The organism is Intrasporangium oryzae NRRL B-24470, assembly GCF_000576595.1.
Taxonomy (GTDB): domain Bacteria; phylum Actinomycetota; class Actinomycetes; order Actinomycetales; family Dermatophilaceae; genus Intrasporangium_C; species Intrasporangium_C oryzae.
Map to the genome: position 1 here is coordinate 1 of NZ_AWSA01000062.1, position 21,312 is coordinate 21,312.

Annotated in this window: 19 protein-coding genes, 1 tRNA gene and 1 other RNA gene; 13 read left to right on the forward strand and 8 right to left on the reverse strand. The window is 72.1% G+C overall.

The window, feature by feature from the left end; translation table 11 throughout:
* Positions 1 to 1,252 (reverse strand): DNA polymerase III subunit gamma and tau (locus tag N865_RS19085; protein ID WP_157557781.1); only part of this gene is annotated, 1,252 nt, incomplete at its 3' end.
* A gap of 272 nt (positions 1,253 to 1,524) precedes the next feature.
* On the opposite strand from N865_RS19085, the gene egtB reads away from it, so the two are divergent.
* From egtB to N865_RS19115, 6 genes are all read left to right on the forward strand, one after another.
* Entirely contained in the window at positions 1,525 to 2,811 is a 1,287-nt protein-coding gene (egtB, locus tag N865_RS19090) for an ergothioneine biosynthesis protein EgtB (RefSeq protein ID WP_034809524.1), read from the forward strand.
* On the forward strand, positions 2,811 to 3,791 hold the full coding sequence (egtD, locus tag N865_RS19095) for an L-histidine N(alpha)-methyltransferase (RefSeq protein ID WP_034809526.1): 981 nt from the start codon (positions 2,811 to 2,813) through the stop codon (positions 3,789 to 3,791). Before egtB ends, egtD begins: the two co-directional genes overlap by 1 nt.
* A gap of 78 nt (positions 3,792 to 3,869) precedes the next feature.
* Positions 3,870 to 4,526, forward strand: coding sequence for an ABC transporter ATP-binding protein (locus N865_RS19100; RefSeq protein WP_034809532.1), 657 nt, complete (start codon positions 3,870 to 3,872; stop codon positions 4,524 to 4,526).
* Positions 4,523 to 5,932 (forward strand): hypothetical protein, encoded by a 1,410-nt coding sequence (locus tag N865_RS19105; protein ID WP_051511079.1) that lies wholly within the window; start codon positions 4,523 to 4,525, stop codon positions 5,930 to 5,932. Before N865_RS19100 ends, N865_RS19105 begins: the two co-directional genes overlap by 4 nt.
* An 83-nt stretch (positions 5,933 to 6,015) precedes the next feature.
* Positions 6,016 to 7,287 carry a GNAT family N-acetyltransferase gene (locus tag N865_RS19110; protein ID WP_034809534.1) on the forward strand — a complete coding sequence of 424 codons (1,272 nt, stop codon included), beginning with the start codon at positions 6,016 to 6,018 and terminating at the stop codon, positions 7,285 to 7,287.
* A 157-nt stretch (positions 7,288 to 7,444) separates the two neighbouring features.
* Complete coding sequence (locus tag N865_RS19115; protein WP_034809536.1) at positions 7,445 to 7,816, forward strand: hypothetical protein; 372 nt, start codon at positions 7,445 to 7,447, stop codon at positions 7,814 to 7,816.
* A 102-nt stretch (positions 7,817 to 7,918) separates the two neighbouring features.
* Here N865_RS19115 and N865_RS19120 read toward each other — a convergent pair whose 3' ends face one another.
* Positions 7,919 to 9,178, reverse strand: a complete 1,260-nt coding sequence (locus N865_RS19120; RefSeq protein WP_051511081.1) for an MFS transporter — start codon at positions 9,176 to 9,178, stop codon at positions 7,919 to 7,921.
* Between the two features lie 89 nt (positions 9,179 to 9,267).
* On the opposite strand from N865_RS19120, the gene N865_RS19125 reads away from it, so the two are divergent.
* On the forward strand, positions 9,268 to 10,338 hold the full coding sequence (locus N865_RS19125; RefSeq protein WP_084328386.1) for a LacI family DNA-binding transcriptional regulator: 1,071 nt from the start codon (positions 9,268 to 9,270) through the stop codon (positions 10,336 to 10,338).
* 23 nt (positions 10,339 to 10,361) lie between these two features.
* Here N865_RS19125 and ffs read toward each other — a convergent pair.
* Both ffs and N865_RS19130 read right to left on the reverse strand, forming a co-directional pair.
* An RNA gene (ffs, locus tag N865_RS22420) (signal recognition particle sRNA small type) lies at positions 10,362 to 10,458 on the reverse strand.
* A gap of 215 nt (positions 10,459 to 10,673) precedes the next feature.
* Positions 10,674 to 10,761 (reverse strand) — tRNA-Ser (locus N865_RS19130).
* 115 nt (positions 10,762 to 10,876) lie between these two features.
* Here N865_RS19130 and argF point away from each other — a divergent pair.
* Positions 10,877 to 11,884 (forward strand): ornithine carbamoyltransferase, encoded by a 1,008-nt coding sequence (gene argF, locus N865_RS19135; RefSeq protein ID WP_034809539.1) that lies wholly within the window; start codon positions 10,877 to 10,879, stop codon positions 11,882 to 11,884.
* Positions 11,885 to 12,008: 124 nt separating this feature from the next.
* Positions 12,009 to 13,052, forward strand: a complete 1,044-nt coding sequence (locus tag N865_RS19140; protein ID WP_034809541.1) for a hypothetical protein — start codon at positions 12,009 to 12,011, stop codon at positions 13,050 to 13,052.
* A 124-nt stretch (positions 13,053 to 13,176) separates the two neighbouring features.
* On the opposite strand, the gene N865_RS19145 is transcribed toward N865_RS19140, so the two are convergent.
* The gene (locus N865_RS19145; RefSeq protein WP_034809542.1) at positions 13,177 to 13,854 is read right to left on the reverse strand and encodes a response regulator; all 678 of its coding nucleotides are present in this window, start codon (positions 13,852 to 13,854) and stop codon (positions 13,177 to 13,179) included.
* Positions 13,851 to 15,458 carry an ATP-binding protein gene (locus tag N865_RS19150; protein WP_034809543.1) on the reverse strand — a complete coding sequence of 536 codons (1,608 nt, stop codon included), beginning with the start codon at positions 15,456 to 15,458 and terminating at the stop codon, positions 13,851 to 13,853. Before N865_RS19150 ends, N865_RS19145 begins: the two co-directional genes overlap by 4 nt.
* Before the next feature lie 204 nt (positions 15,459 to 15,662).
* On the opposite strand from N865_RS19150, the gene N865_RS19155 reads away from it, so the two are divergent.
* The 3 genes from N865_RS19155 to N865_RS19165 all read left to right on the forward strand — a co-directional run bounded on the left by N865_RS19155 (position 15,663) and on the right by N865_RS19165 (position 18,557).
* On the forward strand, positions 15,663 to 16,472 hold the full coding sequence (locus N865_RS19155; RefSeq protein ID WP_034809544.1) for an ABC transporter ATP-binding protein: 810 nt from the start codon (positions 15,663 to 15,665) through the stop codon (positions 16,470 to 16,472).
* A complete protein-coding gene (locus tag N865_RS19160; protein ID WP_211244932.1) occupies positions 16,469 to 17,365 on the forward strand; it encodes an ABC transporter permease in 897 nt (298 codons plus the stop codon). The genes N865_RS19155 and N865_RS19160 overlap by 4 nt, the downstream gene beginning before the upstream one ends.
* 133 nt (positions 17,366 to 17,498) lie before the next feature.
* Positions 17,499 to 18,557, forward strand: coding sequence for an ABC transporter substrate-binding protein (locus tag N865_RS19165; RefSeq protein ID WP_034809545.1), 1,059 nt, complete (start codon positions 17,499 to 17,501; stop codon positions 18,555 to 18,557).
* A gap of 140 nt (positions 18,558 to 18,697) precedes the next feature.
* Here N865_RS19165 and N865_RS19170 read toward each other — a convergent pair whose 3' ends face one another.
* Both N865_RS19170 and N865_RS19175 read right to left on the reverse strand, forming a co-directional pair.
* Positions 18,698 to 19,231 carry a LytR C-terminal domain-containing protein gene (locus tag N865_RS19170; RefSeq protein ID WP_034809546.1) on the reverse strand — a complete coding sequence of 178 codons (534 nt, stop codon included), beginning with the start codon at positions 19,229 to 19,231 and terminating at the stop codon, positions 18,698 to 18,700.
* Between the two features lie 60 nt (positions 19,232 to 19,291).
* Entirely contained in the window at positions 19,292 to 19,588 is a 297-nt protein-coding gene (locus tag N865_RS19175; RefSeq protein WP_034809547.1) for a type II toxin-antitoxin system VapB family antitoxin, read from the reverse strand.
* Positions 19,589 to 19,648: 60 nt separating this feature from the next.
* On the opposite strand from N865_RS19175, the gene N865_RS19180 reads away from it, so the two are divergent.
* Positions 19,649 to 21,232 (forward strand): helicase HerA-like domain-containing protein, encoded by a 1,584-nt coding sequence (locus N865_RS19180; protein WP_034809548.1) that lies wholly within the window; start codon positions 19,649 to 19,651, stop codon positions 21,230 to 21,232.
* The last annotated feature ends 80 nt before the right edge of the window (positions 21,233 to 21,312 follow it).

Here is a 21,312-nt window from a genome sequence, read left to right on the forward strand (position 1 = left end):
CCGGAGCGGAGGCCGCCTCCCGCGCCGGGGCGGGTGGAGTCGGTGGCGCGCTCGGCGCCGACCCCGAACCGTGCGCGGCGCTCGGGACGCCGCCGACGTCGAGGCGGCGCTCGAGGCGGTCGAGGCGAGCGGCATACCCCTGCTCGCCGGAGGCCGCGGGAAGGAGGATGCGAGCGCAGATCAGCTCGAGCTGCAGTCGCGGCGAGTTGGCGCCCGTCATCTCGGTCAGGCCCGCGTTGACGATGTCGGCCGCGCGGGAGAGCGCACCCGGGCCGAACGCGGCCTGCTGGACGCGCATCCGCTCGAGCTGGTCCTCGGGCACGCCGCGGAGGACCTGGCCGGCGCCCTCGTTGACGGCCGCGACGATGATGAGGTCACGCAGCCGCTCGAGGAGGTCCTCGACGAACCGCCGCGGGTCGTGGCCGGACTCGATGACCTTGTCGACCTGCCGGAAGGTCGCCGCGCCGTCGCCGGCAGCGAGCGCGTCGATCGTCGCGTCGAGCAGCTCGCCGTCGGTGAAGCCGAGGAGGGAGACCGCGCCGTCATAGGTCAGGCCCTCATCGCCGGACCCGGCGATGAGCTGGTCGAGGACGGAGAGCGAGTCGCGGACCGAGCCGCCTCCAGCGCGGGTCACGAAGGACAGGACGCCCGGCGCGACCTTCACGCCCTCCTGGTCGCAGAGCCGCTGCATGTAGTCGGCGAGCTTGGCCGGGGGCACGAGCCGGAACGGGTAGTGGTGGGTCCGCGAGCGGATCGTGCCGATGACCTTCTCGGGCTCGGTCGTCGCGAAGACGAACTTCACGTGCTCGGGCGGCTCCTCGACGATCTTGAGCAGGGCGTTGAAGCCCTGCGGCGTCACCATGTGCGCCTCGTCGATGATGTAGATCTTGTAGCGGCTCTGCGCCGGGCCGTAGCTCGCCCGCTCGCGCAGGTCACGGGCGTCGTCGACGCCACCATGGCTCGCCGCGTCGATCTCGATGACGTCGACGCTGCCCGACCCGCCGCGGGCGAGCGCGACGCACGAGTCGCACACCCCGCACGGGACCGGAGTCGGCCCCTGCTCGCAGTTGAGGCACCGCGCGAGGATGCGCGCGCTCGTGGTCTTGCCGCACCCGCGTGGACCGCTGAAGAGGTAGGCGTGGTTGACCCGCCCCGTGCGCAGCGCCTGCATGAGCGGCTCCGTCACGTGCTCCTGGCCGATGACGTCGGCGAAGCTCTCGGGCCGGTAGCGGCGGTACAGGGCGGTGGCCATGCACCGAACCCTAACCGCCCGGGGTGACGCCGGGGTATGCCGCTCGGCCGGCCGTCGAGGGAGCCGCACGGCCCGTGTGACGCGCGGTGCGCGTGGTGTTCCGGCGGTGCGGACGTGACCGCGGACCGGGCTGCCGAGAGGTGAACAGGTGCTTACGTCTCCGCGCTCGGCGAGCGGGTGTCGGCGGGCCTGCCTAGAGTCGAGGAAGCCCGGTCCGCCCCGACTCGTGGTGCACCGTGCGCCCTGAGCGACCGGACGGAGGAGGTCACCTCATGCCAGACCCGACCTGGGACGCCGCCGCCCTCGTCGCGCGCTACGACGAGGTCCGAGCGCACACCGAGACGCTCGCCGCCCCGCTCTCGCCCGAGGACCAGACCGTCCAGTCGATGCCGGACGTGTCCCCGACGAAGTGGCACCGAGCCCACGTGACGTGGTTCTTCGAGACCTTCGTCCTCGCCGGCCACGAGCCGTCCTTCACGCCCTACCAGGACCAGTACTGGTTCCTCTTCAACAGCTACTACGAGGGCGTCGGCCCCCGCTACGCCCGGCCCAACCGCGGGCTCATCAGTCGCCCGGGCGTGCACGACGTCGGGCTCTACCGCGCCGATGTCGACGCCCGTATGCGCGACCTCGTCACGACGCTCGACGGCGGCACGCTCGACAAGCTCGCCTCGACAATCGAGCTCGGTTTCCACCACGAGCAGCAGCACCAGGAGCTGCTCCTCATGGACATCAAGCACGTCCTGTCCGTCAACCCGCTCCGCCCGGTATACGCCGGGACGCCCGGCGCGCCGTCGGAGCCCGACCCGCTCGGCTGGGTCGAGGTCGAGGGGGGCCTCGTCGAGGTCGGGCACCGGGGCGGCGGCTTCGGCTTCGACAACGAGCTGCCGCTCCACCAGCAGTGGCTCGAGCCGTACCGCCTGGCCGACCGCCTCGTCACCAACGGCGAGTGGCTCCAGTTCATGGCCGACGGGGGCTACGCCCGTCACGAGCTGTGGCTCTCCGACGGCTGGGCGCGGGTGCAGGCCGAGGGCTGGCGGGCCCCGTTCTACTGGACCGAGGTCGACGGCGTCTGGCTCGAGCACACCCTCAACGGGACGTGGCCGGTCGACCCGGGCCTCCCCGTGAGCCACGTCAGCCACTACGAGGCGGACGCGTATGCCGCGTGGGCGGGGAAGCGCCTACCGACCGAGGGCGAGTGGGAGCACGCCGTCGTCGCCGACGGCCAGGCCGAGGCCGCCGAGGCGGGCGGCAACCTCGCCGACACCGAGACCTACCACCCGCGTGCCGCAGGCCCGAGCACCGGGCACCTCCGCCAGGTCTACGGCGATTGCTGGGAGTGGACCTCGTCCGCCTATCTTGCCTACCCCGGATACCGGCCGTCGTCGGGCGCGATCGGCGAGTACAACGGCAAGTTCATGTCCGGCCAGATGGTGCTGCGCGGCGGGTGCGCCCTCACACCGCCCGGTCACGCGCGCGCGACGTACCGCAACTTCTTCCCACCCGGCTCGAGGTGGGCGCTGTCCGGAGTCCGGCTCGCCGACGGCGGGGTCCGCTGATGCGGGGCCGGGAGCCGGTCGTCACCGTCGTGCTCGACCCGAACTGGGCCTCCGGCGCGCTCGTCGACGACGTGCGCCGCGGGCTGGGGTCGCAGCCACGCACCCTGCCGCCGAAGTGGCTCTACGACGACGTCGGCTCCGAGCTCTTCGACGAGATCACGCGCCTGCCCGAGTACTACCCCACCGAGCGCGAGCGGTCCATCCTGCGCGAGCACGCCGACGACATCGTCGCGGCCTGCGACGCGACGACCTTCGTCGAGCTCGGCAGCGGCACGAGCGACAAGACGCGCCTGCTCCTCGACGCGTTCACCTCGCGCGGCCGGCTCGCCCGCTTCGTCCCGGTCGACGTCTCCGACGCGACGCTGCGTCAGGCCGCGAAGGAGCTGTCGGAGCGCTACCCGTCCATCCGCGTCGAGGCCGTCGTCGGCGACTTCACCCTCCACCTCGGGCACCTGCCCCGCGGCGACCGGCGGCTCGTCGCCTTCCTCGGCGGGACGATCGGCAACCTCTACGTCGAGGAGCGTGCGGCCTTCCTCGGGGCGCTCGCCGACAGCCTCGACCCGGGCGACTGGCTGCTGCTCGGCACCGACCTCGTCAAGAGCCCCGAGCGGATCATCGCCGCCTACGACGACAGCCGTGGGGTCACGGCCGCGTTCGTGTCCAACTGCCTCCGTGTGCTCAACCGCGAACTCGGGGCCGACTTCGACCTCGACGCGTTCACCTACGTGCCCTTCTGGGACCCACGGATGGAACGGATGGACCTCCGGCTGCGGGCCGAGATGCCGCAGCGCGTGGCCATCCCCGGTGCCGGCATCACGTTCGACCTGTTCCAGGGCGAGGAGATCCGGGTCGAGATCTCGACGAAGTTCCGCCCCGACCGTCTCCGCGACGAGCTGGCGGCCGTCGGCTTCGGCGTCACGCGGGTCTGGACCGACCGCGACGGCGACTTCGCGCTGACCCTCGCCCGACGGGAGGGGTGAGACCGACAAGCGCGCTTTTCAGGCCACACCGAGCCCGGCGGCATACGGTGGCCCTCTCGACCAAGTGAGGGAGCCGCCATGGGGACGATCACCGTGCTGGCCGGCGAGGTCCGCGCGAGCGGCGTCGGCAAGACGATCGACACGACGACGCTGCTGGCGCCGACCGACGTCCGCGCCGACCCGGGCGAGTGCGTGGTCCTCCGCGGACCCAACGGCGCCGGCAAGACGACGCTGCTCCGCATCATCGGCGGTCTCCTCGAGCCGACCGTCGGCACGGCGACGATCGGCGGGGCCACGGCCGACGAGCGCGACCCGAGCATCCGGGCGGCGGTGGGGGCGCTGCTCGGCGCGCCGACGACCTACCGCGACCTCACCCTCATCGACCACCTCGTCCTCGTCGACTCGACGTGGGGCGGTGACCCGAGCACGTCCGACGATCGCGGTCTCGAGCTGATGGGCCGCTTCGGCATCGAGCACCTCGATGACCGGTTCCCCCACGAGCTGAGCTCGGGCCAGCAGCAGCTCTTCCGCCTCGCCCTGACCTTCGCGCGGCCGGCGTCCGTCCTGCTCCTCGACGAGCCCGAGCAGCGCCTCGACACCGCCAAGCGGGGCACCGTCGCCGAGCTGATCCGCGAGCGGACGGCGGCCGGGGCGACGGTGGTCATGGCCTCCCACGACCCCGTCCTGACCGAGTCGCTCGCCGGCCGGGTCGTCGACGTCGTCCCGGCTCGATGAGGGCCGAGGCCACCCCGCCCTCGACCGCCACGACGGAGGTCGACGACGAGGAGCTCATCGGTCAGGCCGACTGGGTCATCGGCGGGGACGCGGCGCGCAAGGGCCGGCGGCAGGCGTGGTACGCCGGCTACGTCGCCGTCCTTGCCGCCATCGCCTACGGGTTCCCCATCGTCCAGGCGGCGTTCCGGACGAGCGACCCGGCGTGGCTGCGGGCCCAGCTCTCCTCACCCGTCGCTCTTGGCGCCCTCGTCCTCGCGGTCGGCGCCGCCCTCTGGGGCGTCTACTCCGCGGGCGGCTTCCGCGGCCCGGTCGTGCCGCCCCTTCCGTGGATCGACCACGTCGTCACCACCCCGGTCGACCGGGCCCTGTCGGTGCGGCGCTGGTGGCGCCTCTCGCTCGGCGGCTCGATCTTCGGCGGCGCGCTCCTCGGGGCGACCCTCGGGGCTGGCTTCGCCTTCGCCGGGGTGGCCCCGTGGTATGCCGCGGGGCTGGCCGTCCTCGCGGGCGCCGTCCTCGGCCGGCTGGCCGCCGCCCTCTGGCTGTGGGGACAGGTCCGCTCGTGGCCCGGTCGCGACCGGGGGCCACGGCTCCTCGTGCGTCCGCGCCGGGCGCTCCGGGCCCTGCACGCCGACTCGTTGCGCACCCACTCGGCCAACACCTCGACCATCGGCGGATCGGTCCTCGCCGGCAACCTGCGCACCGCGCGGCTCCAGCTGGCGAGGCCGGTCCGGCACGCCCGCCACGCGCGCCTGCGTGCCGGGGGCCCGGTCGCGGTCGTCATCCGTCGCGACCTGCTCGGCCTGCGCCGGGTCCCGGGAAACCTGTGGACCGGCGTCGTCTTCACCGTCATCGGCACGGCGGTGATCGTGTGGGCTATCACGCACTCGGCGGCCCCGGTCCTCGCCGCCTCGCTCGGCCTGGTGCCCGCCTACCTCGGTTTCGGCGCGTGGGCCGAGGGCCTGCGCCTCCAGGCCGACAACGTCGGGACACCCTCCCTCCTCGGCACGACGGTGAGGTCCGAGGGGCTGGCGCACCTCGTCGTGCCGACGGGCCTCACGCTCGGGGCGTTCGGGGTCGGCCTGGTCGTCGCCGCGACCACCGGCTCTGTGCCGGTCTCGGCCGGCCTCACCGTCCTCGCCCTCGTGGCGCTGCTGGCGGGCGCCCATCTCGTCGCGGCCTTCCGCGGCACGCCGCCCTCGATGTCGCTCCGCCCCGACTCCGGTCCGATGATGCTCGTGCTCTGGTACCTCATGCCGAGCCTGCTCGTGCTCGTCGTGGGAACCCTGGCGACGTGGGGCCTGCGCCGGTCCCCCGAGGGGATCCTCTGGGTGGCGGCCCTCGTCGCCGCCGTCGTCGCCTTCGGGCTCTCGCGGATGGAGCGGCTCTCCATCGAGCACCGGGTCTGAGGGCGCCCCCGCCGCACTGCGGCCCTGGCGCCCCGTCGCCCGTCGAGCCGGGCTCCGCCCCGGGCCGCCGCTACGTTGGCGCCATGAACGAGCTGCGCACCCGTGACGTCGTCGAGACCGACCTGCCCGCCGTCCTGTCGATCCGCAACCGGTCCTTCGGCCCGCTCGGCATCGGCGGACACGCCTGGTGGCGGCGGGTCGCCGACGAGACCCTCGGCGGTCGGATGCTCGCCGTCGTCGACGCGGACGACACGATCCTCGGGGCGGCCCGCATCCGGCCCTACGAACAGGCGTGGGGTGGTCGCCACCTGCGGATGGGCGGCATCGCCGGTGTCTACGTCGAGCCGAGCGCCCGCGGCCGGGGCGTCGCGTCCCTGCTCATGCGCGCCGCCGTCGCCCGGATGGCCGAGCTCGGCGATGTCGTGTCGTGCCTCTTCCCGACGACGGCGACGCTCTACCGCGGGGTGGGCTACGAGGTGGGCGGGGTCCTGTCCCGCCGCACGTATGCCGCTCACGCCCTTCGCGACCTGCGGCCGGCGGCCGACGGGGTCCGTCCACGGCCCGCGCGGCCGGCAGACGCCGAGCACGTCCACTCCCTGCTGCGCGCCCACCACGAGCGGCACGCGCTGAGCGGCTCGACGCTGCACGACGTCGAGTGGTGGCGCCGCCAGGTCGCCGACGAGGGCTACCTCTACTACGTGGCCGACGACGGCTTCGTCGCCTACTCGCTCGTCGAGGGCTCCCTGACGGTCCACGACCTCGTCGCCGGCTCCCGGGCCACCGCGGCGGCGCTCTGGTCCGTCGTCGGGTCGGGCTCGTCCGCGGCGCCCGTCGTCCGGGTCGAGGTCGAGCCGCGCGACCCCGTCGGGCTCACCCTCGGGGCGCTCCCCGAGGAGGCCGTGACCGAGCAGCCGTGGATGCTCCGCCTCGTCGACCTCGCTCCGGCCATGGCCGCGCGGGGCTTCACACCGCACGTCACGGCGACGGCCCGACTCGCGGTCACCGATCCCGACAGCCCGGCCTGCGACGGGACCTGGGAGATCGCCGTGACCGGCGGCCGAGGGACCGCGACGCGGGTGCAGGGCTACGACGCACAGACCACCGACGCGCTCGCCACCGAGGGATCCTCCTGGTCACGCGCGGCGGAGGACCGGTCCACGGGAGCGAGCCCAGCGGCATACGGACGGGACGGGGAGCCGGCCCACGTGGGACCGCGCGGGCTCGCCGGCCTGTGGTGCGGGTGGACGATGTCGCGGCTGCGCCAGGCGGGCCTCGTCACCGGGGGATCAGCGGAGGGAGACCGGGCGCTCGACGCGATCTTCGCCGGGACGCCCTCATTGAGCGAGTACTTCTGAGCAGTCTGTCCAGCGACCTCGTCGCGGGCTGGTCATGGTGTCCAGGCGGGAACGGACAGCGAGACGTCTGTCGACATCGGGGCGAATCCACCGTTAGCGGTCCGCCCGGGTGGGTACGACAGGGGGGCACGACACACTCGAACGAGAGGAGAAAGCCATGAGCACCCACACCTGGGACGCATGGAACTATCGGGAGAGCGCCGAGATGTCCGACCCGAGCACCAGCCTCGTCGGATTCTCCGTGCACGCCACGGACGGCCACATCGGCAAGATCGATGAGGCGACGGCCGACGTCGGAGCGAGCCACCTCGTTGTCGACACCGGTCCGTGGATCTTCGGTCGGAAGGTCATGCTTCCGGCAGGGACGATCGAGCGGATCGACTGGGACGACGAGAAGGTCTTCGTCGACCGGACGAAGGACCAGATCAAGGACTCCCCGGAGCTCGCCAACGCGTCGATGGAGGACCCGGCCTACCGGGACCGCCTGGGCGCGTACTACGGCGAGACGTACGACCGCGGAGGCCTGTGACGGTCCGGTGACCGTGACGTTTCGGAGCCCCGGCGGTGAGGCCTCACCGCCGGGGCTCCGGCTTGCCGCCGTGGGCGCAGGCGCCCGCAGATGCGGCGGGGGTCACTGCCGGACGGCGGCGGAGACGCTCGGGGCCTCGGTGTCGGAGGAGGGCCGCTCGCGCACGGCGGGCAGCGCGGCGAGGGCGACGACAGCCATCGCTCCCACGACGAGGAGCGAGTGCAGGACCCCGACGTGGTCGCCGAGAAAGCCGAGGAGCGGGGGCCCGGCGAGGAACGCCGTGTAGCCGATCGTCGAGACGACACTCATCCGGGCGGCGGCGCGGCGCGGGTCGTCGGCGGCGGCGCTCATGCCGACGGGGAAGCCGAGGCTCGCCCCGACGCCCCAGACCGCAGCGCCGACGAAGGCGAGGACCGGCCCGCCGAACACGACGAGGGCGCAGCCGACGACGGCCGACACGAAGAGGACCCGGAGAACAGGCAGGCGACCGTGCCGGTCGAGGACCTTGGTGCCGAAGAGCCGACCCGCGGTCATCGCCGTGAGGAAGACGGCGAAGCCGAGGACTCCGGCCCACCGCGGCAGGGCGTAGCCGTCGGAGAGGGCGACACCGACCCAGTCGTTGGCCGTGCCCTCGGTGAAGGCCGCCGCGAGGACGACGACGCCGATGAGCAGGGTCCGCGGCTCACGCCAGGCCGCCCCGATGCCGGCCTTGCCCGTCCCCGCCTCGGCGTCGCCCTCGTGCTCGTCGACCTCGACCGAGCGCGGGAGGAAGGCGCGCAGGAACCAGGGACAGATGATCGCCATGAGCACGACGACTCCGGCGAGGTGGGCCGCGACGGGGACGTGGAGGTAGGACAGGCCCGCGCCGATGAGGGCGCTGACGACCGTGCCGCCGCTGAAGGCCGCGTGGAAGCGGGGCATGATCGACCGGCCGAGGAGGCGCTCGACCGAGGCTCCCTCGAGGTTCATCGACACGTCGAAGATGCCGGTGCCGATGCCCACGAGGAAGAGTCCCGCGGACACGAGGACCCGGTTCTGCCAGACGTCGATGCCGGCGCCGACGAGGAGGATTCCGGCGGCCTGGACCACGGCCGCGCCGATGAGGGACCGCGCGGCGCCGAAGCGGTGGACGAGCCACCCCGAGATCGGCAGACCGATGACGGAGCCGAGCGAGGCCGCGAGGAGCGTGAGGCCGAGCTCACCAGCGGTGAGGTCGAGCTGGTGCTTGATGTCGGGGACGCGCGAGGCGAACGCCGCGAAGGCCGCGCCGTTGAGCGCGAAGGCCGTGAAGACGGCCGTGCGCGCCGTGCGCACCATGGGGGTCGGCGGCGCGGGAGGTGCGGCCTGGGCGGCGGCGGACATGGGACCAGCCTCTCGTGTCGGGCGCCTCCGGTCGAGGCTCAGCATGGTCGAATCGTTTCGACTCGAATCGATTCGATAGCATGCCTCCCATGTCCCCCACCGGTCAAGCCCGAGCCACGCTGCGCGATGTCGCCGAACGCGCCGGCGTCTCCGTCTCGACGGCATCGCTCGTCTTCAGCGGCAAGGGCCCGGTGGCCGACACGACGGCCGAGCGCGTCCGTGAGGCCGCGCGCGCCGTCGGCTTCACCGGGCCGAACCCGCTCGCCTCCTCGCTCCGCCAGGGTCGGGCCGGTGCCGTCGGCGTCCTCGTCGAGGGCCGGCTCCGTGTCGCCTTCCGCGATCCCTTCGCCATCAGCGTCCTCGACGGCATCGCCGAGGTCCTCGACACGATCCCCTCGGGCATGCTCCTCATCGGGCAGCAGACCGGCCACCCCGACGCGATCGTCCCGCAGCTCGCCGGCCTGGCCCTCGACGCCGTCGTCTTCTCGCTGTGCGGGCCGGAGGGCAACCCGGCCGTCGACCACCTCGCCGCCCGCGGCATCCCGATGTTCGGCACCAGCGTCCCCGACGACCCGCGCGTCACCCACGTCCGCATCGACGAGCGGGCCGCCGGTGCCGCCATCTCGCGCTACGTCCACGACCTCGGCCACCGCCGGGTCGCGACCGTCACGATGCCGATGTCGCCGACGAGCGTCGCCGGTCCCGTGAGCGCCGCCGAGCTGCGCGACGCCTGCTACGTCGCCTCGAAGGGCCGGCTCGAGGGCTTCCGCGAGGTCTTCGGGGACGAGGCACCCGCGCTCCAGACCGGTGACGGGTCCTCCGTCGAGGGCGGCCTCGTCGCCGGCCGCATCCTCCTCGACGTCGACCCGCTCGACCGCCCCACGGCGATCGTCGCCCAGTCCGACGTCATCGCCGCCGGCGTCATCCGCGCGGCGGAGGACCTCGGCCTGCGCGTACCCGACGACCTCAGCGTGACCGGCTTCGACGGCGTGGACCTTCCCTGGCTCGCGCACCGGCTGACGACGATGGACCAGCAGGGTCACGAGAAGGGCCGCCTCCTCGGTGAGCTCGTCCGGCGCACCCTCGACGGCGAGCAGCCCGGGCCGGTGACGCAGCCGGTCGCCCTGCGCGTCGGCACGACGACCGCCCGGGCCCGCTGAGCGGCATACGCGCCCTGCCGGGGAACGAGGACACCCCGCGTACCTGGAAGAGCTCTCCTACCCTTGCTGCATTCCTGCCCTGGGGGAGTTCGGAGAGGTACCACCACGCGGGGTGCCGTCGGTCAGTGTATGCCGTGAGCCGCGTCAGCCGGAAATGCGGGCCCCCGCGATGGCCGGGGAGCGTGCGGCGCCCGCCCCGGCCTCGGTCGACACGGGCTGCGCTTCGTGCCGGGAACCGCGGTTCGCACGGCGGTCCGTGCCCCGAAGCGCAGCCAGTGCCCCGAAGCGCGATATGACTGTGGCCCCCGTCGCACGCGAAGGGGGCCACAGTCATCTGGCGGAGGATGGGGGATTTGAACCCCCGAGGGTTTTATCCCAACACGATTTCCAATCGTGCGCACTAGGCCACTATGCGAATCCTCCGTGGGGGAGGTTACCGGAGCAGGGCCCCTGGGATGAAATCGGCACGGACCGGCCCGCTCGACCCGCGAACGAGACCGCGTTGCCGTGCCTGCGAGCGCCCTGACAGCATCGGTCCATGACGCTCGCCGCCCTCCACCGTCGCAACGTCCTCAAGGAGACCGACCTCTCCCCCGACGAGTTCCGTGCCCTGCTCGACCTCGCCGCCGACCTCAAGGCCGCCAAGCGCGAGGGACGCGAGGAGCGCCGTCTCGCGGGCCGCAACATCGCGCTCGTCTTCGAGAAGACCTCGACCCGCACGCGGTGCGCCTTCGAGGTCGCGGCCGCCGACCAGGGCGCGAGCACGACCTACCTCGACCCGAGCGGCTCCCAGATCGGCCACAAGGAGTCGGCGAAGGACACCGCCCGGGTCCTTGGCCGGTTCTACGACGGCATCGAGTACCGGGGCGGCGCGCACGACATCGTCGAGACGCTCGGGGCGTGGGCTGGGGTCCCGGTCTGGAACGGCCTCACCGACGACTGGCACCCGACGCAGTCCCTCTGCGACGCGCTGACGATGCGCGAGCACGCGGGCAAGCCGGACTCCGAGATCGCCTACGCGTACGTCGGCGATGCGCGCTTCAACATGGGCAACTCGCTCCTCGTCACGGGCGCGATGCTCGGGATGGACGTGCGGATCGTCGCGCCGAGATCGCTCTGGCCCTCCGCCGCCATCGTGGCGATCGCCCAGCGGTATGCCGCCGAGTCGGGTGCGCGGGTGACGCTCACCGACGACGTGGCCGAGGGGGTCAGGGGCGTCGACTTCGTCCACACCGACGTCTGGGTGTCGATGGGCGAGCCGAAGGAGGTCTGGGCCGAGCGCATCGAGCTGCTCACGCCGTACCAGGTCAACGCCGAGCTCCTGGCGCTCACGGGGAACCCGCAGGTGAGGTTCATGCACTGCCTGCCGGCCTTCCACGACCTCGAGACGAAGGTCGGCCAGGACGTCCACGCGCAGTTCGGTGTCAAGGAGCTCGAGGTGACCGACGACGTGTTCGAGTCGGCCGCCTCGATCGTCTTCGACCAGGCCGAGAACCGGATGCACACGATCAAGGCCCTCATGGTGGCGACGCTGACCGAGCTCTGACCGAGCTCTGACCGAGCTCTGGGAGCGCGCATCGGGCGGCGGCACTGAACCCGCAGCCCAGCCGTCACGCCGTGTTCACGACGACCGGGATGTCGCGTTCACCCGGGTACGGGAGACATGGTCCATGCGCACTCCGAGACTCCCAGCCCGCACCCCGCTCGCCGCCGTCGCCGTCGCCGCCGTTCTCCTCGCCGTCCCGGCCGCGGCCGTCGCCTCCGACGCGCCGGGACAGCAGAAGGACGGCCACTACTCGTTCGGCGTCATCGGCGACGTTCCCTATGGCTCGGCCCAGGTCGCGGCGTTCCCGGGGATGGTCGACCGGATCAACGCCGAGCCGGACCTGTCCCTGACCTTCCACGTCGGCGACATCAAGAACGGCTCCACGGCCTGCACGAACGCCTACTTCTCCTTCATCCGCGCCCAGTTCGACCGCTTCACGATGCCCCTCGTCTACACGCCGGGCGACAACGAGTGGACCGACTGCCACCGGACCAACAACGGCACCTACGACCCGCTCGAGCGACTCGCCACGATCCGCTCGACCTTCTTCGACCACCCCGGCACGACGCTCGGCACCGACCCCGTGACGGTCGACTCGCAGGCCGGTCGAGGCTTCCCCGAGAACGTGTCGCTCCGGCGGCAGGGCCTCACCATGGCCACGATCCACGTCGTCGGCAGCAACAACGGCCTGCTCCCCTGGCCCGAGCTCGGCCACCTGACCCCGACGCCCGAGCAGGTCGCGGAGGAGAGCGCCCGGATGGACGCGGCGATCGACCAGGTCCGAGCGGCCTTCGCCGACGCCCGCCAGCGGCACGACCGCGCGGTCGTCCTCTTCCAGCAGGCCGACATGTTCGACCCGACCTACGCCGTCACCTGGGCCGACGACTCGGCGTTCCAGCCGCTCGTGCGGGCGCTCGTCGAGGAGTCGGGCCGCTTCGACGGCGAGGTGTACCTCTTCGACGGCGACAGCCACGTCTTCAACGCCGACCACCCGCTCGCCGCGGGCTCGAAGTGGCTCGGGTTCTACGGCGTCGAGGGCTCGGCCGCGAACCTCACCCGCGTGACGGTCGACGGCTCGAGCAACAACGTCGACTTCCTCAAGGTGACGGTCAACCGCCCCGGGGCCGACCACGTCCTCTCCTGGGAGCGCGTGCCCTACGCCTCCTGACCGCTCGGTCCGAGACGTATGCCGCTGGGCCCGGCTCGCATCCCCGCCCCCACCCGCTGGGGTGCCGACGCGAACCGAGCCCGGCGGCATACGGGCTCGTGGGCCGGGTCGGCACGGTGGGCGGTCAGCGGCGGCGCGGGAGGTAGCGGTGCTCCGGCCGCCCCGTGGTGCCGTAGCTGAGGTCGAGGTCGAGCAGCTGCTTCTTGACGAGCCCCGCGAGATAGCGCTGGGCGGTCGGGCGGCTCGCGCCGAGGATCTCCGCGACCTCGGCGGCGCCGATCGGCGCCGGAGCCGCTGACACGATCTCGAGGACCCGGGCCATCGTCGGCTGGAGGGTCGCGGTGGCGGAGGCGCGCCGCGAGGGTGTGCCGCGGAGGCTGTAGAGGGCGTCGACGACGTGCTGGTCGGCCTCCGGAGCTCGGTCGAGCCGCTCGACCCAGGCACGGTAGGACTCGAGCTGCTCGCGGAGGGCGGCGAAGCTGAAGGGCTTGACGAGGTAGTAGAACGCGCCGAGCTGCATCGCCGTGCGCACCGACTCGATGTCGCGCGCGGCGGTGACGAGGAGGAAGTCGGGAACCCGCTCACCCGAAGCCGCCACCTGCCGCACGAGGTCGAGGCCGCTGAAGTCGGGCAGGTACATGTCGAGCAGGAGCAGGTCCGGCGCCTCCGAGGCGACGAGGTCGCGCGCCTCGGCGCCCGTGTGGGCCTCCCCCACCACGGTGAAGCCGGGCACCCGCGCCACGCTCAGGGCGTGCGCGTGGGCGACGTGGTAGTCGTCGTCGACGACGAGGACGCGGATCATGCCACTCCTTCGCGGACCCGGAGGGGAAGGGCGACGTCGAACCGCGCGCCGCCCGGCGAGCTCGCCTCGATCGTGCCCCCGGCCCGGGTGACGAGGCGGTGGACGAGGGCGAGGCCGACGCCCCGACGCATCGACCCTCGGGGCTGCTTCGTCGAGTACCCGTCGACGAAGACCTCCGCGAGGCGGTCGGAGGGAATGCCGGGTCCGGTGTCGGTCACGGACACGTGCAGCGCGCCCCCGGTGCACGTCAGGGCGACGACGACCTCGCCCCGCGGTTGGGTGCCTACCGTGCGCGGGTCGTCCGCGACGGCATCGACGGCGTTGTCGACGAGGTTGCCGAGCACGGTCACGACGGGCAGGTCCTCGTCCTGGCCGGCCTCGAGGCGACTGGCCGGGTCGAGGCGGACGACGACGTCGCGCTCGGCCGCGACCGTCATCTTGGCGAGGAGCAGCGCAGCCACGACGGGGGACCCGATCCGGGCCCGGATCTCCTCGCTGGCGAGCGCCGTCTCAGCCTGGAGCTCACGGCTGTAGCGCGTCGCCTCGCCGACCTCACCGAGCTCGAGGAGCACCGAGAGCACGTGGAGCCGGTTGGAGAACTCGTGCTCCTGGGCGCGCAGGGCCGTCGACAGGCCCTCCACCGAGTCGAGCTGGCGCAGGAGCGCCTCGAGCTCGGTGCGGTCGCGGATCGTGACGACCCAGCCGGCGTGTCGCCCGGCCACGGTCACGGGCATCCGGTTGAGCACGAGGAGGTGCTCGTCGGTGACCGCGACGAGGTCTGCGCCCTCGGTCTCGCCGGTGATGATCCGGCGCAGGCGGCCCTCCGGCACGACGTCCTCGACGCGCTGGCCGAGGTGGGCCGTCTCGATGCCGAGCAGGCGGCGCGCCTCGTCGTTGAGCACGTTGATCGCCCCCTTCGCGTCGACGGCGAGGACGCCCTCGCGGATCCCGTGGAGCATCGCCTCCCGCTCCTGCATCAGGGCGACGATCTCGGCGGGCTCGACCCCGAAGGTCACGCGCTTGATCGCCCGGGCGAGCAGGAGCGACGCGGCGATCCCGAGCACGAGCGCGATGGCGCTGTAGAAGGCGATGTCCCAGAACTCAGCGTCGAGGCGGACGTCCACCTCCGACTCGAGGATGCCGACCGACACCTCCCCGACCGGCTTGCCCGCGGCGTCGAAGACCGGCGCACGGGCGTTGGCGGACCGGCCGAGGCTGCCCTCGTTGATGCCGGTGTGCACGTGCCCGTCGAGGGCCATCACCGGCTCCTCGACGCGCCTGCCGATGAGGGCCGGGTTGGGGTGGGACCAGCGCACGCCCGTGCGGTCGATGATGACGACGTAGGAGGCCCCGGTGTCGGCCCGCACCTGCTCCCCGAGCCGGGGCAGCAGGTGTCCGGGGTCACCGCCCTCGAGCGCCTGCGCCACCTGCGGGACGCGCCCGAGGGTGACCGCGATTCCCGTCGCCTGCTCGATGGCCCGGTTGTCGGCCGTCTGGCTCGTCAGCCTCGCGAAGAGGGCGAAACCGACGGCGAGCGTCACGACGACGATCCCGAGGACGGCCAGCAGGATCCGCGCGGCCAACGTCCTGCCCAGTCGCGGCATACCTCTCCTCCGCTCACACCGAGCCGGGCACCCTCGCAGCCACGGCACGGAGACGCCCTCGTTGGCGTCGCCACCAGCATGGCTGAGCAGATTGCACAAAACCATGTCTATCGCGGCTATCGGACCGAACGCGCACAACGGTTCCGGCCGCCACGGCCCCACTCCTACCGTGACGCAACTCAACGAGGAGAAAGGGCGACGCCCATGGCGGCCATCGAGCTACGCAACGTCACCAAGAAGTTCGCCACGGCGGACGGCGGCACCTACACCGCGATCGAGGACCTGTCCCTGACGGTCGAGGACGGGCAGTTCTGCGCCGTCGTCGGCCCGACGGGGTGCGGCAAGTCCACCACCCTGACCCTCGTCTCGGGGCTCGAACGCCCGTCCCGAGGTGAGGCGCTCGTCCACGGGGAGCCGGTGCGGGGCATCGACACCGGGACCGGCTTCGTCTTCCAGCAGGACGCCGTGTTCCCGTGGCGCACGGTCCTCGACAACGTCGCCGCCGGTCCGCTCTACCGCGGCCGGAGCCGGGCGGAGGCCGCCGCGCTCGCCCGCGACTGGCTCCGCCGGGTGGGCCTCAGCGGCTTCGAGGACCGCTATCCCCACCAGCTCTCCGGGGGCATGCGCAAGCGCGTCGCCCTCGCACAGTCGCTCATCAACCAGCCGCGGATCCTGCTCATGGACGAGCCGTTCAGCGCCCTCGACGTGCAGACGCGGGCGATCATGTCGACCGAGCTGCTCCACCTCTGGGACCAGACGAGGCCGGCCGTCGTCTTCGTGACGCACGACCTCGAGGAGGCCATCGCCCTCGCCGACAAGGTCGTCGTCCTCACGGCCGGGCCGGGCACGGTGAAGGCGGAGTTCGAGATCGACCTGCCGCGACCGCGCGTCGTGCAGGAGATCCGCCTCGACCCCCGCTTCACCCGGCTCTACGGGGAGATCTGGGAGGCCCTCCGGGCCGAGGTCGCCGAGGCCTACGCGCGGACGACGCGGGTGGCGGGGGTGGCGTCGTGATCGACACCCCGACCCGCGTCCAGCCCGACGGCGCCGTCGCCTCGGCACCCGGAGCCGTGCCGACCCCCAGGGCCGCCTCCCCCCGCCGCCGGGCCAACCGGCGCCGGCTCGGGCTGGCGGGCGTGCGCCTCGCCGTCGTCGTCGCCCTGCTCGCAGCCTGGCAGCTCTGCGTCAACGCCAAGATCGTCGACCCCTTCTTCTGGGGAGAGCCACGCGGCGTCTGGGCCGACCTCCAGGACTGGGTGACCGTCGGCACGAGCCAGGGCTCGCTCGGAGACCAGATCCTCGTCACCCTCGAGGAGGCCGTCCTCGGCTTCGTCATCGGCTCCATCCTCGGCATCGTGTTCGGCATCGCGCTCGGCCGGATCCACCTGCTCTCCGAGATCTTCGCGCCCTTCCTCAAGGCCGCGAACTCGATCCCCCGGATCATCCTCGGCTCGATCTTCACCGTCGCCTTCGGCTTCGGGATCCAGTCGAAGGTCGTGCTCGCCGTCGTCCTCGTGTTCTTCGGCGTCTTCTTCAACGCCTTCCAGGGCGCCCGCGAGGTCGACCGCAACCTCATCGCCAACGCCAGGCTGCTCGGAGCCTCCCGCTGGCGGGTCACCCGCGACGTCGTGCTCCCCTCCGCGTTCACGTGGATCCTCGCGAGCCTGCACATCAGCTTCGGGTTCGCGCTGATCGGCGCCCTCGTCGGCGAGATCCTCGGGGCCAACCAGGGCCTCGGGCTGCTCATCCGGTCGTCGCAGAACAACTTCGACATGAACGGCGTCCTCGCCGGGATGGTCCTCGTCGCGGTGATCGCCCTGACGGCCGAGTCGCTCATCACCCTCCTGGAGCGGCGCCTGCTGCGCTGGCGGCCCCCGCAGACCCACGGGGGTGCCGCCATCGAGTAGCCACCGAGCCCACGCCGGCAGACCCAGCCTCGGTTGTCCCAACTCCGGCAGTCCCAGCCCCCGCGGACCCAGCCCCCCAGACCCAGCCCGCCCAGCGGCATACCCCTCATCCACAGACTCAAAGGAGAGCTCCATGAACACCAAGCGCATCGGCGCCGCAGGCGCCGCGCTCCTCGCGGCCACGACGATGGCAGCCTGCGCCAACAGCGCCTCCGGCTCGCCCGCCGCCGCGACCCAGCACGACGCGAGCGCCCCGACCGTGACGATCATGGTCGGCGGCCTCAGCAAGCAGATCTACCTCCCCTTCATGCTGGCCAAGCAGCTCGGCTACTACGACAAGGCCGGCGTCAACGTCGACCTCGTCGACGAGCCGGCCGGCGGCGACGCGACGCAGAACATGCTCGCCGGGCAGGTGCAGGGGGTCGGCGGCTTCTACGACCACAACATCGCCCTCCAGGCGCAGGGCAAGTCGTCGGAGGCGGTCGTCTCGATGCTCCAGATCCCCGGCGAGGTCGAGCTGTGCCGCAGCGACCTCAAGGGCACGGTCAAGAGCCCGGCCGACTTCAAGGGGCGCTCGCTCGGCATCACCGACACCGGCTCCTCGACCGACTTCCTGACGCAGTACCTCAGCAAGAAGAACGGCGTCGACCCGTCCCAGGAGACCCGCCGCGGCGTCGGCGCGGGCCAGACCTTCATCGCGGCCATGAAGCAGAAGGCCATCGACTGCGGCATGACGACCGAGCCGACGGTCTCGCAGGCCCTCTCGGACGGCACCGCGTTCGTCCTCCTCGACATGCGCACGGCCGAAGGGTCCAAGGCCGCCCTCGGTGGGACCTACCCGGCGACGTCGCTCTACATGCAGACCGACTGGGTCAACAGCAACAAGGCGACGGTCCAGAAGCTCGTCAACGCCTACGTCTCCACCCTGGCCTGGATCCAGTCCCACAGCGCCGCCGACATCGCCGCGAAGATGCCGGCCGACTACTACAAGGGCGTCGGCAAGGACGCCTACGTCGCCGCCCTCACGAGCGAGAAGGGGATCTTCAACCCGACCGGCCTCATGCCCCAAGACGGCCCCAAGACCTGCCTCGCCGTGCTCGGCGAGTTCAACCCCAAGGTCCAGGGCAAGTCGATCGACCTGAGCAGGACGTACACCAACGAGTTCGTCCAGGCGGCGACGCCGGTCAGCTGACCGTCAACCGCTCGCACCGTGCCGTATGCCGCTGGGCCGCGTTCGTGACGCCACCCCCCACCGCCGGGGCGTGGTCACGGACGCGGCCCGGCGGCATACCGCGTCGGCGTCGGCGTCGATGTCGGCGTCGGTCCGTGGGCTCAGCTCGCCACGGGTGTGGTCGGGCACGGAGGCAGGGCGTCGGTGACGACCGGCTTCGGGACGGGGCCGAACGCCTTCCACTTGTTGCCGACGACGAGGTCGACCGTGTCGTCCCCACGCCCGTCCTTGACGAGCACCGAGCCCGGCACCTGGGCCGCGAGGACCTTGGCGGCCTCGAGCCCCTGGGGGCCGTAGCGGATCTGGGCGACCTGGGTGATCGTCGCCTGCTTCGGGTCGTTGCCGACCGCCTTGATCTTGAAACCCCGCTGCACGGCCACCTTCGACGTCGCGAGCGCCAGGCCCTTGCGGCTCGTCGCGTTGTAGACGTTGATCGAGACGTCAGCGGGCGAGAGCGCCACCGTCGGCGTCTCGGTCGTGCACGGGCCGGGTTTGGGTTCGGAGGCGTTCCAGTAGCTCTGGGCGTAGTAGAACGCCCCGGCGAGGGCGGCCAGCAGGACGACGAGCGTGATGGCCGAGCGCCGCCTGCGGCGCGCCCGGTAGGAGTGGACCTTGGGGTCCTCGAGCTCCGTCATCGCGCTCCTCGTTGCCGTCATCGCCAACGCGGGAGCCTCGGGTCGGATGAGGCTCCTGTGTCAGGAGAGTACGAGGACTCGCGCGTGGAGAACAGGTCTCTGCTGCAAAGCCGCGCGAAGAGCCCGATGGAGACCGTCCTCGAGGTAGAGCTCGCCCTCCCACTCGACGCAGTGCGGGAAGAGGTCGCCGTAGAACGTCGAGTCGTCGGCGAGCAGGCCGCGCAGGTCGAGCGTGCTCTTCGTGGTGATGAGCTCACCGAGCTGGACCACACGGGGAGGCACGTTGGACCAGTCCTTCGCACTCTCCAGTCCGTGGTCCGGGTAGGGGCGGGAGTCTCCGACGGCCTTGAAAATCACCCGGTCAGCATAGACACCGAACCCCGTGAAGTCGCCGGGCCGACGGCTATTGTTCGAGACGTGACCGACGCACCCGCAGCGAACAGCACGCAGATCGACGAGATCCGGGCCGGCTACGCCTTCGATGGCCCCGTGCTCAAGCTCGGGGCCGCCGTGGTCGACGGCGAGGCGCACGCCGACGCTCCCGTCCAGATCCCGCTCAGCGTGCTCAACCGGCACGGACTCGTGGCGGGCGCGACCGGGACGGGCAAGACCAAGACCCTCCAGCTCATGGCCGAGCAGCTGTCCGAGCAGGGCGTCCCCGTCTTCCTCGCCGACCTCAAGGGAGACCTGTCCGGCCTCGCGACCCCGGGCGAGGGCGGCGACAAGATCACCGAGCGCGCGACCGACGTCGGCATGGCATGGACGGCGACGGCATACCCCACCGAGTTCTTCACGCTCGGCGGCAAGGGCAGCGGCATCGCGATCCGGGCGACGATCACGAGCTTCGGCCCCACCCTGCTCTCAAAGGTCCTCGGACTCAACGACACGCAGGAGAGCAGCCTCGGGCTGATCTTCCACTACGCCGACAAGAACGGCCTGGCCCTGCTCGACCTCAAGGACCTGCGGGCCGTCATCACCCACCTCACCTCCGACGAGGGCAAAGCCGACCTCAAGGCCCTCGGTGGGCTCTCGAGCGCCACGGCCGGGGTCATCCTCCGCTCGCTCATCACCTTCGAGGACCAGGGCGCGGGTGCCTTCTTCGGCGAGCCCGAGTTCGAGACGAGCGACCTGCTCCGGACGGCGCCCGACGGCAAGGGGCTCATCTCCTGCCTCGAGCTGCCACAGGTCCAGGACCGGCCGCAGCTGTTCTCGACGTTCCTCATGTGGATGCTCGCCGACCTCTTCCACGACCTCCCGGAGGAGGGCGACCTCGACAAGCCCAAGCTCGTTTTCTTCTTCGACGAGGCGCACCTGCTCTTCAACGACGCGAGCAAGGCCTTCCTCGACGCGATCGAGCAGACCGTTCGGCTCATCCGCTCCAAGGGCATCGGTGTCTTCTTCGTGACGCAGTCGCCCAAGGACGTGCCGTCCGGCGTCCTCGCCCAGCTCGGCAACCGCGTCCAGCACGCGCTGCGAGCCTTCACCCCCGACGACGCCAAGGCGCTCAAGCAGGCGATCGCGACCTACCCGCGCACGGCCTACGACATGGAGAAGCTCCTCACGAGCCTCGGCATCGGCGAGGCCGTGGTGACCGTCCTGTCTGACCGGGGGGTGCCGACGCCCGTCGCGTGGACGCGGATGAAGGCCCCCAACTCCCTCATGGACCCCTCACCCCAGGCCACCATCGACGGCGTCATCAACGCCTCGGCCCTCAAGACCAAGTACGCCGACGTCCAGGACCGCGAGTCCGCCTACGAGATGCTCGCCAAGCGCCTCCAGGCGGCGCCCGAGGCCGCGGCGCCCGGGGCGGCCGCTCCCGCCCCGACTGCCGCCGCGCCAGCGCCTGCGCCCGCGCCGAAGCGCCAGGCCGCCCCCAAGGAGGAGCCCAGCCTGATCGAGCAGGTCGCGGAGTCCTCGGCGTTCAAGTCGATGCTCCGATCGGCCGGCACGGTGATCGGCCGCGAGATCACCCGGAGCATCTTCGGCACGCGGAAGCGCTGAGCGCCGCGCGGCCCAGAGCCGGAGCGCCTCGACCGTTCGTGGGTCGGGGCGCTCTCGTATGCCGTCCCCCGCTCCCGCCC

Coding starts and splice junctions, on each gene's coding strand:
- egtB (WP_034809524.1), top strand. CDS start 1,525: ATGCCAGACCCGACCTGGGACGCCGCCGCCCTCGTCGCGCGCTACGAC.
- egtD (WP_034809526.1), top strand. CDS start 2,811: ATGCGGGGCCGGGAGCCGGTCGTCACCGTCGTGCTCGACCCGAACTGG.
- N865_RS19100 (WP_034809532.1), top strand. CDS start 3,870: ATGGGGACGATCACCGTGCTGGCCGGCGAGGTCCGCGCGAGCGGCGTC.
- N865_RS19105 (WP_051511079.1), top strand. CDS start 4,523: ATGAGGGCCGAGGCCACCCCGCCCTCGACCGCCACGACGGAGGTCGAC.
- N865_RS19110 (WP_034809534.1), top strand. CDS start 6,016: ATGAACGAGCTGCGCACCCGTGACGTCGTCGAGACCGACCTGCCCGCC.
- N865_RS19115 (WP_034809536.1), top strand. CDS start 7,445: ATGAGCACCCACACCTGGGACGCATGGAACTATCGGGAGAGCGCCGAG.
- N865_RS19120 (WP_051511081.1), bottom strand. CDS start 9,178: ATGTCCGCCGCCGCCCAGGCCGCACCTCCCGCGCCGCCGACCCCCATG.
- N865_RS19125 (WP_084328386.1), top strand. CDS start 9,268: ATGTCCCCCACCGGTCAAGCCCGAGCCACGCTGCGCGATGTCGCCGAA.
- argF (WP_034809539.1), top strand. CDS start 10,877: ATGACGCTCGCCGCCCTCCACCGTCGCAACGTCCTCAAGGAGACCGAC.
- N865_RS19140 (WP_034809541.1), top strand. CDS start 12,009: ATGCGCACTCCGAGACTCCCAGCCCGCACCCCGCTCGCCGCCGTCGCC.
- N865_RS19145 (WP_034809542.1), bottom strand. CDS start 13,854: ATGATCCGCGTCCTCGTCGTCGACGACGACTACCACGTCGCCCACGCG.
- N865_RS19150 (WP_034809543.1), bottom strand. CDS start 15,458: ATGCCGCGACTGGGCAGGACGTTGGCCGCGCGGATCCTGCTGGCCGTC.
- N865_RS19155 (WP_034809544.1), top strand. CDS start 15,663: ATGGCGGCCATCGAGCTACGCAACGTCACCAAGAAGTTCGCCACGGCG.
- N865_RS19165 (WP_034809545.1), top strand. CDS start 17,499: ATGAACACCAAGCGCATCGGCGCCGCAGGCGCCGCGCTCCTCGCGGCC.
- N865_RS19170 (WP_034809546.1), bottom strand. CDS start 19,231: ATGACGGAGCTCGAGGACCCCAAGGTCCACTCCTACCGGGCGCGCCGC.